The following is a 10,649-nucleotide window of genomic DNA, read 5'->3' as shown; positions in this document are numbered from 1 at the left end:
TAGGCTCTTTGCAATTTCTTCATCCCTTTCTATCTTCCTCTTATATTGTCCTAATTGGCAGATTTTATGATTAAATACATGTAAGATCGATATAAGTCAATCTATTTTCAATATCTTTAATTATTTCATCTACTATTATTTCCTTAGAAAATATAAATTTCAATAGAAATTCCACTTGATTTTTTAAATCATCCTTACTCCTAGGAATTTAGTAAAACCTTTAGGGTTATAGTTATTTATGTGTTTATTCATTAATATCATTTCTTGAGTACATATTGACATTCTTAAACACATTTATCTATATTTTCATCAACCAAAGTATTCCTCCTTTAACTTTAAAAGGTAAATTAGTTTCTGTAACAAATTCTGCATCTATTCCTATTTCTTTTGCCACTTCAACTTCTTTTATAATCTCTTTAGTTTCATCTAAGGAATATACATAAGCTGATTTTTCTTCAAAATCACAATCAATATTTCTTTCATTAATAATTTCCTTATATTTTTTTATAGCAGTTTCATTAGCCAATGCATACTATTTAGCCATATCTATTCCAAATTCTTTTTTTATTTTAGATTATATAATGTGGTGCTGTGATGTTATTTTTGCTGTAGTATTTCTTGTGTTACCTTCTTTATTTAAAAAATATGCTGTTAATATTCCTGCAATTCCTGCACCTATTATAAGTGTATTAGTCTTTATGTCACCATTTAACGCTTGTCTTTCCTTAAAGTTTTGGGAGTCATTCCATACTGAAATCATTGAAATCACCTCAAGTATATAATGCCCCCCAAAAATTTATTTATTCTATTAATTAAACATCCTTTAAAGTATCAATACCAATACATGTTCCATTTATTTTTAAAAGATTTATAATAATATTTATGATAAAAAATTATACAAAAGACAAATTATATTGGAGGCTAGATAATGAAATTTAAATTTAATACTGGAATAAGTGGAAAACTTATGTCTTTGGTAATAGGTGTGGTAGCCCTTTCCTGTGTAAGTCTTACATTAATTAGCTATCAATTGATCAAAAGAAATCTTATTCGTAATAGTTTAGACCTTATGCACACTATTACAGAACAAACTGCAAGTCTAATTAATTCTGAAATCCAGAAATCTTTCACTATGGGTGAAACCTTAGCTCAAATGCCAGTTATTTTAGATGATAATGTTGATATTCAAAAGAAATTAGCAGCTCTTGAAAAAGAAAAAAATCACTTTGGATGTTTAAGTATTGGTATTGGAGACCCAGAAGGAAAAGTAATATTTCTAGAGGGTGAAACAGCTGATGTACCTGATGAAGATTTTTATAAAAGAGCTTTATCAGGAGAAGATAGTGTATCCTCTCCACGTCATTCTGGAATTTTAAATGAAGATGTAATAACTTATGCCATTCCTGTATTTGCAGATGCAGAGCAAAAAACTGTAGAATCAGTTATAGTGTTTAATATGCCTGATGATGAAATAAGTAATTTATTAAAGAATGTGAAGTTCTTAAATACAGGTTCAGCTTATATGGTAAATGAAGAAGGTATAATTACTGCAAACTCAGATGAAAGTATGATTAACTCAAAAGTTAATCTTATAAATGACACAAATTCAAAATCATTTGCAAATTTTGAAAAGCAAATGTCATCTGATGATAGTGGAATTGGTGAATATTATTATAATGGGGAAAAGAGGATAGAATCTTATGAAAAGATAAGCAATACAGGTTGATCAATATCCATCTCTGCTTCTTATTCTGATATTATAGAAAGTTCTAAAGTTATAAAAAGAATATCCACCTTAATAATGCTCATAGTAATAATAATTGCATCTATTATAGTTTCTTTATTTGCTAAAAGAATTACTGATGTTATTAGGAAACTAGTTAAGCATTTAACTAATATTTCAACTGGAGATTTTTCTGTTAAAATTGAGGATGAATTACTAAATAGAAAAGATGAATTTGGAAGTATGTCTAAATGTGTTAATAAACTAACAGAGTCCATTGGATGTATGATTAATAAAATAAATGATATAACTACTCAAATGCGTGCTGATTCAGAAGGTCTGTATGAAAACTCTAAAGATCTTGCCCTATCAACAACTGATATTAAAAATTCTATTTCAGAAGTAGCTAAAAGCAATTCAAATCAAGCACATGAGATTAATGACATTACTTATGAAACAGAAGAATTTAGCAAAAAAGTAGATGATATGAGTAAATATACTGATAGTGTTAAGAAGAGTACTATAGCTATATCAAGTAAAGCAAATTCATCTAAAGATATAGTTGATAATTTAGAAAAGTCCGTTAAGAAGTTCTTTAATGAGTTTGAACAATTTAAATACAATGTAGATGAACTTGGATCTAATATGAGTAAAATTAAATCCATAACACAAATTATTGATGAAATTTCAAGTCAGACAAACCTTCTAGCATTAAATGCAGCTATTGAAGCAGCAAGAGCAGGTGAATCAGGAGTAGGCTTTGCTATAGTTGCAGAAGAAATAAGAGTTTTAGCTGAACAAAGCAAGAAAAATTCAGCTCAAATTTCTGAAATAATAAAAAATTCTTATGATAGTACAGCTAAAATTGCAGACAAGTCTAATTCAATAGAAACAGAACTAAAAAAACAAAATGAACATATCAATGATGTTAAAGAGTCATTTGCTACCATTGTTTTATCAGTAGAAAAAGTTCTTCCTGAACTAAATAAAGTTTATGAAGGATTTAAAGAAGTACAAAAAACTGAAAAAGAAATTCTTAATAATATTGAAGTTGCATCATCAGTATCAGAAGAGGTATCAGTATCTTCCGAAGAAATTTTAGCATTAAGCGAAGAATTAAGTAAGGTTGGAAATAGTGTGAATAATGCTTCTGAAAAATTAAATGAAAAAATATTAATAGTAGTTAATTAATTAAATGAATTTAAAATTAATTAATTTTAAAGATGGTACAGTGAGTAGATTTAAATTTACAGGGGAAGTAGGTAAATTTAAATCTACCTACTCTCCATAAGACCTTTCTTTATGCATCTTTAAAATTGAATAATGAGAAGCTACATATAATGTAGTGCTATGATGTTATTTTTGCTGTGGTTGTGTTGCCTGAAATCATTTAAAAATCACCTAAAATTTATGGTTGCCCTTAAAATTTATTTATTCTACTAACTCAGCAATTTCCCTCAAATCATCAAGTCTAATAAGTGTTCCATCTATTGCATGTTTAATCTCTTCAAATAAACAAAATTATATCATCAATAAGTTCTTCTTTTGCCAAAAGATTACTAATTTTTACTCTAAAGAGTATGTACTCCTAAAATTAATCCTCTTAGCTTGTACTATATCCAAAATAAAGCTATAATATCTATATTATTACATAAAAATAAAATTTAAACAAAGAAAGTAGGATACATATGATACTTCTTCTTCCACTCATTTTAATATTTATGGGGATAGGATTTGCCTTAGCACTATTAGAAACATTACTTCCAATATTCATAATAGGAGCAGTAGTACTATTCATAGGCTTTGCAATACTACTTACTGTTCTATCTCGTAAGAACTTCTTTACAAGATACGAATCTGGCTTAAAAAGAATTGCGAGCAAATTAATAAAGGTCATTATAATAGCAGAAATGATAGGTAATGTTTGCTGTTTCTGCATTTGCATATACTTAAAAATTCGTTTACATATTTAAAGAAGCTACTTTTAAAAGCAGCTTCTTTATTTTTATCAACTATATAATTCTAAAAAAATCATGTGTTCTTACATCAGATAAATAGTTTATCATATTTATATATTTATCAAAGAAAATTCCCTTAAAGTAAAAAGAGACTCAGTACACTTACTGAATCTCCCTTAACATAAACTTGTCTCTATTTGATTATTCCTACAATCTCATTAATATCCTTAATGCCTTGCTCCCTGCAGAAAGCTTCCATTTCATCAATAATTTCTTTTCCAGCCATAGGATTACTAAAGTTAACTGTTCCTATTTGCACAGCACTAGCTCCTGCCATCATAAATTCAATGGCATCCATTCCAGATGTTATTCCCCCTAAGCCTATAACAGGAATATCCACAGCCTTTGCTACCTGATAAACCATTCTAAGGGCTATTGGCTTAACTGCTGGACCTGAAAGACCTGCTGTTACATTGTTGAATATTGGTTTTCTCTTATATGGATCTATTGCTAAGGCGTTTATTGTGTTAATTAAGCTTACTGAGTCTGCCCCTGCTTCCTCTACCTTTACTGCCATATCAACTATATTTTCTGCATTAGGTGATAGTTTAACCATTAAAGGTTTCTTTGCTATTTTCTTCATTTCCTTAACAAAATCATGAGCTATGTCAGACTTAATTCCATAAGCCATTCCTCCATGTTGTACATTAGGACATGAAATATTAAGTTCTATAATATCAACATCTGTATTATTTATCTTTTCTATAGCTTCTGCATAATCCTCAAAGCATCCTCCACCTACGTTAGCTAAGATGTTAGTTCCAAGCTTTTTCATGTTAGGAAGTTCTCTTTTTATGAATGCATCAACTCCTGGATTGTTAAGCCCTACTGAGTTCATCATTCCTGAAGGAGTTTCAAAAACTCTTATTCCATCATTACCTTCTTTAGGTCTTAAAGTTAATCCTTTTGAAGATATTCCTCCTAGGATTCCTACATCATAAAAGTTGTTATATTCTGAGCCAAAACCAAAGGTTCCTGAAGCTGCTATAACTGGATTTTTAAAATCCACACCATTAATATTTACTTTTAACATTCTTCATTCCCCCTAAAGTTCAACATAGTATCCATCAAATACTGGACCATCTTTACATGTTCTCTTATTTCCATCCTTAGTTTTGCATGTACATACTAAACAAGCTCCAACTCCACATGCCATGTGTTTTTCCATTGATACAAAAATCTTTGTACCCTTTTCTTTGCACATATCTACTACTGCCTTCATCATTACTTCTGGTCCACAGCATAAAACTGTATCATATTCTTCTGGCTTTAGTATTTCTGTTACAAATCCTTTATGACCGTGCTTTCCTGTGTTTGTTGTAATTTGTACACTACTTGCATACTTTTCATATTCTTCAGTTAAAAATATGTTATCTCTATATCCTGCATAAACGTCTATTACAGCATCTTTATTTTTTTCTCTTAATCTCTTAGCAACTTCAACCATAGGAGCAGTTCCTATTCCTCCTGCAACTATAGCTGTCTTTCCCAAGTTTTCTAGGTTGAATCCATTTCCTAAAGGTCCTGTTAAAGATATTTCTTCTCCAGCTTTCATTTTAGAAAATTCTTCTGTTCCCTTTCCTACTACTGCATACATGAAAGTTACTGTTCCATCTTCCTTTTCACATACACTTATTGGTCTTGGAAGTAACGTAGTACTCCCTTCTTTTTTTAGCATGTAGAACTGACCTGGTTTAACTTCATTAGTATCAGTACATACCATTTTATATATATTATCAATTACTTTTTCGTTAGAAATTATTTTAGATTCTCTGTATGTTAAGCTCACTTTAATCTGTCCCCCTATTTAAGATTTGCTACTGCTTCTCTTATTGCCTCTCTCATTTTTATAGCTTCTTCTCTTGCTACCTTTGCAAAATCTTTTTCATCTCTACCAAGCTTTTTGTAAGCTGCTATAATTCCTCTTGAAGAGTTAACTACTCCTCCATTTCCGTTATTTAAGTACATAGCAACGTCTTCTGCCTTTCCACCTTGTGCACCATATCCTGGTATAAGGAAGAACATTGAGTTAAATCTCTTTCTTAAAGCTTTTCCCTCTTCAACGTGAGTACATCCTATAACTCCTCCTATTGGATGATATCCACATTCAGCTGTTAAGTCTTTACCCATTTCCATAAGTTTATCTCCAACTACACTGTAAACTTTATCTCCTGAAGTTGTATCTAGGTATTCTATATCTTCTGCTCCCTTATTAGAAGTTCTAACTAAGCTAAATACACCTTTTTTTCCACTTTCTAAGTATGGAAGGTATGGTTCTATACTGTCCATTCCCATATATGGGCTTAAAGTTATGAAATCTGCTTCAAAGTCACCTTCAAAGTGAGCCTTTGCATACATTTTTGCTGTTGCTGCTATATCGCCTCTTTTTATATCAGCAATTATAACTGCATCCTTTTCTCTTAGCATATCAAGAGTTCTCTTATAAGCATTTAGCCCAGCTAGTCCTAATGCTTCATAGTAAGCTATTTGAACTTTGAAACATGCAGCTACGTCTTCTGTTGCTTCTATTATTTGTCTGTTAAATTCAACTATTGCATCTTCAGAAGATTTTCCTTCTTTAATAAATGAAGGGATATAATCTAAAGATGTATCAAGTCCAACACAAACAACTCCTCTTTCTTCAACTCTTTTATATAACTTATCCATTATTGTCATAACTTTAATTCCCCCTACTTCTTATAAACTATTTTTCCGCTCTTAACTGTCATTAATATTTCTCCGTAGAATTCCATTCCTTCATAAGGTGTATTTTTTCCCTTTGAAGCAAACTTCGAACTGTCTACCTTTATTTTCTTATCTAAGTCTACTAATACTAGGTCTCCATCTTTTCCTATTTCTATAGTACCTTTATTCATTCCTAAAAGTTTAGCACCATTTTTACTCATTATTTCGCTTAATTTATTTAAAGTTATATTCCCGTCTTTAACTAAGCTTGTATAACATATTGGAAATGCTGTTTCAAGTCCAACCATTCCTGGTGATCCATTTTTCTTATCTTCTTCAGTATGTGGTGCATGGTCTGTTCCTATACAATCAACAAACCCATGTTTAATTGCCCAGTGCAAGTATTCTACATCTTCCTTTTCTCTTATAGGAGGATTTACTCTATAATTGCTTACATCCTGTGTTAAGAATATATGATGTGGTGTAACTTCACATGTTACATTTGCACCTTCCATCTTTGCATCAATTATTGCTTCCATTGATTTCACTGTTGACACATGGCACATATGAAGTCTACCTTTAGTATACTTAGCTAGTTCCACATCTCTTATAGTCATCATATCTTCAGCAAGTCTCATATCAAGCTTTGAAAATTCAGGACATTCAGCATGGCTCATAACTACCCACCCAGTTTCCTTTGTTAATTCTAAAGCTCTACGCATAGTTTCATTACTTACTACACCTTTTCCATCATCTGAAATAGCTTTTAAGTTTTTATCACCTTTAAATGCTTCTAAATGCTCTAATGTTACTCCATCAAAGTCCTTTGTTACTGAGACGCATTGATGTAAATCTACAAGTCCTACTTCTTTTCCTCTGTTTCTTATATACTCTAAAGTTTCCTTATCTGAAACTATTGGCTTTGTGTTTGCCATAAGACATACCCCTGTATATCCTCCTCTTACAGCTGCCTTTGAACCAGTTTCAATATCTTCTTTGTAAGTTAATCCTGGGTCTCTAAAATGTGTATGTGTATCTATAAATGCTGGCATTAATGTTTTACCTTCAGCATCTATTACCTCTACATTTCCCTTTGCTATTTCATCTGAAATTTCTTTTATTTTTCCATTTTCTATATAAACATCACCATGAAAATCATGAGCTGCATCAACTATTCTTGCATTCTTTATTAGTAGATTCATAACTTAAAAACGCCTCCTAAAGATCACTTAATTTTGCTAAACTGTCACAATACTCACATCTATACATTCCAGTCTCTCTATCCATAAGTATGAAAGAATGAGGAACATATTCTTCTGTACTTGTTATACATCTTGGATTTTGACACTTTAAAATATCAACAACCTTTTCAGGAAGTTCAGGTTCTACTTTATTAACCTTACCATCTATAACTTCATCAACTGTAACTCCAGGAGACATTAATGCTAAAACTGTATAATTAATATCTTCAAGTTTACATTCTTCTATTTTTATTATATCTTTTCTTCCCATTTTCTTGCTTTCAGCATTCATTATTAATGCTACTTTATTAGTAGACTTTGCAAGTTTAAGATATTTAAAAATCTTAACTCCAAGTCCTGCTTCTATATGGTCAATTACTAATCCGTTTTTTATACTAGTTATTTCTAACATTTAAGCCACCCCCAATAATTTGCACATTAATGCCATTCTTGCATACATTCCATATTCTGCTTGTTTAAAATATGCTGCTCTTGGGTCTTTATCTACTTCAACTGCAATTTCATTTACTCTTGGAAGAGGATGCATTACTATCATATCTTGTTTTGCTGCGTTCATTTTTTCTTTATCTAATATGTAGCTATCTTTAAGTCTTAAATATTCTTCTTCATTAAAGAATCTTTCTTTTTGAATTCTTGTCATGTAAAGAATATCTAATTCTCCTATAACATCTTCAAGATTATCCACTTGCTTAAGTTCTATATTTTTCTTTTCTATATATTCAGTTCTTATATAATCTGGAATTTGTAGTTCTTTAGGTGAAATTAGTACAAACTTTGTACCTTCATATCTTGACATTGCTTTAATTAATGAATGTACTGTTCTTCCATACTTTAAGTCTCCACAGATGCCTATTGTGTGTCCTTTTAATCCTTTTTTCATACATTCAATTGTTAGAAGGTCTGCTAGTGTTTGTGTTGGATGTTGATGTCCTCCATCTCCAGCATTAATAACTGGTACATCTGAATAAATGCTTGCAACCTTTGCTGATCCTTCCATTGGATGTCTCATTGCTATAATATCTGCATATATTGATACTATTTTTATAGTATCTGCTAAACTTTCACCTTTTGATACTGAACTTGAATTTGGTTCAGAAAAACCTAATACTGTGCCGCCAAGTTTCATCATTGCAGCTTCAAAGCTCAATCTTGTTCTTGTGCTTGGTTCATAGAATAGTGTACCCAAAATCTTTCCATCACATATTTTAGAAAATTTCTTTGGGTCATTAATAATTTGATGTGCTAACTTAAATAGTTCGTCTAGTTCTTCTACGGATAAATCCATAGGATCTATTAAATGTTTATTTTTCATAAAGTTTTTTCACTCCTTCTTAACTTCTCTGAGCTAAAATTAAAGGTATTTTTGTATATAAAAAAACGCCTTTCCCTTAAGGAAGGCGCAATAATCCTATTTATCTTAGTCTTAAGTATCTTCCTTAATGATCTCTCTGGATCAAATTAAAGGTTTTTTCTTTTTGTTAAGAATACCACCTAATGATACTCTTGTCAATAATAAATTGATACTACTTTTTAATCTCAAAAAGTCTTTAAAAAATATTGATTCTACATATATATTGGTCTTTCACAAATAAATGTTGGTGTGCTTTACATAGTATGTCTTCATTAAAATTTTACTATTATCTTACCTCTGCATTTAATTCATATAAAAATTCTACATCATTAAATATTTTTTCTTTGCAGAATATTATAAACCAAGCAAGATAATTTGAAAGATACTTTGTTGCAATACCATTAAACCTTTTAAACCACTTTTTATAAATCACCCTAAAGTTTTGCATAAGTTTATTATCTGCTGGTATGTCCTTATCTGGATCTGCCCCATATTTTTGGGCTACTAAATAAACATACCTGTCTACATAAGGTACAATATTAGAACCTTCACTAATTCTAGGAAGTATTTTTAATTCAAACTCCTTAAAGCTCCATACTCTCTTGCATAGTGGCATTGAAAGCATTGTATCCATGTCTCCATTCCCTGATACAACTATTATCTTTTCTCTTTTATCAGTTTCTATTTTTTTATTTCCTTTAAAACTTTCTTTAACAGTAGTCTTAATCATATGTATATTGCCTTTTAGTACAACTTCATTTTGAATTTTTCTTAAAGCTTCTAAAACCTTATGTCTCCATGCAAAAGCTGTGTTAATATTTATATTTAAAATCTTAGCACACTCTCTTAATACTTTTTTCTCTAAAATAAGCTCACAAAATTTGAACCAATCAGATGGTTTCTTTTTAGAATAACTCCAAACAGAATTAGTTACTGAAGAGAAAGTTTTTTGGCATTCTTTACACTTAAAACGCTGAATTCCATTGAACTTTCCATACTTTATGTACATTTTTGACTTACAGTGAGGACATAGCTCCACCTTTCTTTTAGCATAAATATCATTTTTTAATAGAGAGTCTCTATGGTCTTTTAATTTATTGTAATCAATATCTACTTTAATCATTTTTAGTCACCTCATGCAAGATTATTGACACAAATATAATTTTTCAAACCTTACCAACATTTCTTTATTAAAGACCTCTTATATGAAATTTTTTTATTTTATACAAAGGTTTTTTATAACAATCTCACTGTCCCCTCCCCTATGCATATCGAGTAGGTGAACCTCAGAAATTTTTTTTTCTGAGGTCTTTCCTCTCACAGAACCGTGCATGCGGGCCTCGCACACGGCTCTTGATAAATCTCCATTATTCTTTATAATAATGCAAAACTGCTGTTTCTACCTTAGACATGTCAAATAGTTTGATTTCATCAAACCATTTGTTCGGAAGTGCCATACACACAAGTGGACTTAGTGAATTTCTCCATCTCGTCATGGATATTTTCTTAAAAGTACCCTTGTATCCCATTTTTCTTAGAGTTTTATGAAGTGATTTATAACTTTTCCACTCTTTCATTTGCTTCATTCGAAGTCTTCGTCTAATCCATTT

General features: G+C 30.5%; 10 protein-coding genes and 2 pseudogenes. 2 read left to right on the top strand and 10 right to left on the bottom strand.

Annotated elements, in window-relative coordinates:
* Positions 1 to 319: 319 nt before the first annotated feature.
* Positions 320 to 760: pseudogene (locus BM384_RS18655) on the bottom strand (FAD-dependent oxidoreductase); the annotation flags it as partial.
* A gap of 168 nt (positions 761 to 928) precedes the next feature.
* Here BM384_RS18655 and BM384_RS11980 point away from each other — a divergent pair.
* Both BM384_RS11980 and BM384_RS11975 read left to right on the top strand, forming a co-directional pair.
* Positions 929 to 1,726 carry a cache domain-containing protein gene (locus BM384_RS11980; RefSeq protein WP_090013905.1) on the top strand — a complete coding sequence of 266 codons (798 nt, stop codon included), beginning with the start codon at positions 929 to 931 and terminating at the stop codon, positions 1,724 to 1,726.
* A gap of 75 nt (positions 1,727 to 1,801) precedes the next feature.
* Positions 1,802 to 2,914 (top strand): methyl-accepting chemotaxis protein, encoded by a 1,113-nt coding sequence (locus BM384_RS11975; protein WP_090013903.1) that lies wholly within the window; start codon positions 1,802 to 1,804, stop codon positions 2,912 to 2,914.
* Positions 2,915 to 3,362: 448 nt separating this feature from the next.
* Here the strand turns inward: BM384_RS11975 and BM384_RS17965 are convergent, their stop codons facing one another.
* The 9 genes and pseudogenes from BM384_RS17965 to BM384_RS11930 all read right to left on the bottom strand — a co-directional run.
* Positions 3,363 to 3,620 (bottom strand): hypothetical protein, encoded by a 258-nt coding sequence (locus BM384_RS17965; protein ID WP_207650720.1) that lies wholly within the window; start codon positions 3,618 to 3,620, stop codon positions 3,363 to 3,365.
* Between the two features lie 254 nt (positions 3,621 to 3,874).
* On the bottom strand, positions 3,875 to 4,774 hold the full coding sequence (locus BM384_RS11965) for a dihydroorotate dehydrogenase (RefSeq protein ID WP_090013899.1): 900 nt from the start codon (positions 4,772 to 4,774) through the stop codon (positions 3,875 to 3,877).
* Between the two features lie 12 nt (positions 4,775 to 4,786).
* The gene (locus BM384_RS11960; RefSeq protein ID WP_090013897.1) at positions 4,787 to 5,530 is read right to left on the bottom strand and encodes a dihydroorotate dehydrogenase electron transfer subunit; all 744 of its coding nucleotides are present in this window, start codon (positions 5,528 to 5,530) and stop codon (positions 4,787 to 4,789) included.
* 14 nt (positions 5,531 to 5,544) lie between these two features.
* Positions 5,545 to 6,417, bottom strand: coding sequence for an orotidine-5'-phosphate decarboxylase (gene pyrF / locus BM384_RS11955; protein WP_090013895.1), 873 nt, complete (start codon positions 6,415 to 6,417; stop codon positions 5,545 to 5,547).
* A gap of 14 nt (positions 6,418 to 6,431) precedes the next feature.
* Positions 6,432 to 7,628, bottom strand: a complete 1,197-nt coding sequence (locus BM384_RS11950) for a dihydroorotase (RefSeq protein ID WP_090013893.1) — start codon at positions 7,626 to 7,628, stop codon at positions 6,432 to 6,434.
* 16 nt (positions 7,629 to 7,644) lie between these two features.
* Positions 7,645 to 8,079 carry an aspartate carbamoyltransferase regulatory subunit gene (locus tag BM384_RS11945; protein WP_090013891.1) on the bottom strand — a complete coding sequence of 145 codons (435 nt, stop codon included), beginning with the start codon at positions 8,077 to 8,079 and terminating at the stop codon, positions 7,645 to 7,647.
* Positions 8,080 to 9,000 (bottom strand): aspartate carbamoyltransferase, encoded by a 921-nt coding sequence (gene pyrB / locus BM384_RS11940; protein WP_090013889.1) that lies wholly within the window; start codon positions 8,998 to 9,000, stop codon positions 8,080 to 8,082.
* Positions 9,001 to 9,325: 325 nt separating this feature from the next.
* Entirely contained in the window at positions 9,326 to 10,162 is an 837-nt protein-coding gene (locus BM384_RS11935) for an IS1/IS1595 family N-terminal zinc-binding domain-containing protein (protein ID WP_090013887.1), read from the bottom strand.
* 244 nt (positions 10,163 to 10,406) lie between these two features.
* A pseudogene (locus BM384_RS11930) lies at positions 10,407 to 10,649 on the bottom strand (group II intron reverse transcriptase/maturase); the annotation flags it as partial.

The organism is Clostridium sp. DSM 8431, from assembly GCF_900116755.1.
In the GTDB taxonomy this organism is placed as follows: domain Bacteria; phylum Bacillota; class Clostridia; order Clostridiales; family Clostridiaceae; genus Clostridium.
This window is presented reverse-complemented; position numbering and strand designations above follow the sequence as displayed.

Bases quoted from the DNA above. Each gene is read 5' to 3' on its own strand.
- BM384_RS11980 (WP_090013905.1), top strand. From the start codon at position 929: ATGAAATTTAAATTTAATACTGGAATAAGTGGAAAACTTATGTCTTTG.
- BM384_RS11975 (WP_090013903.1), top strand. From the start codon at position 1,802: ATGCTCATAGTAATAATAATTGCATCTATTATAGTTTCTTTATTTGCT.
- BM384_RS17965 (WP_207650720.1), bottom strand. From the start codon at position 3,620: ATGACCTTTATTAATTTGCTCGCAATTCTTTTTAAGCCAGATTCGTAT.
- BM384_RS11965 (WP_090013899.1), bottom strand. From the start codon at position 4,774: ATGTTAAAAGTAAATATTAATGGTGTGGATTTTAAAAATCCAGTTATA.
- pyrF (WP_090013895.1), bottom strand. From the start codon at position 6,417: ATGACAATAATGGATAAGTTATATAAAAGAGTTGAAGAAAGAGGAGTT.
- BM384_RS11950 (WP_090013893.1), bottom strand. From the start codon at position 7,628: ATGAATCTACTAATAAAGAATGCAAGAATAGTTGATGCAGCTCATGAT.
- BM384_RS11945 (WP_090013891.1), bottom strand. From the start codon at position 8,079: ATGTTAGAAATAACTAGTATAAAAAACGGATTAGTAATTGACCATATA.
- pyrB (WP_090013889.1), bottom strand. From the start codon at position 9,000: ATGAAAAATAAACATTTAATAGATCCTATGGATTTATCCGTAGAAGAA.
- BM384_RS11935 (WP_090013887.1), bottom strand. From the start codon at position 10,162: ATGATTAAAGTAGATATTGATTACAATAAATTAAAAGACCATAGAGAC.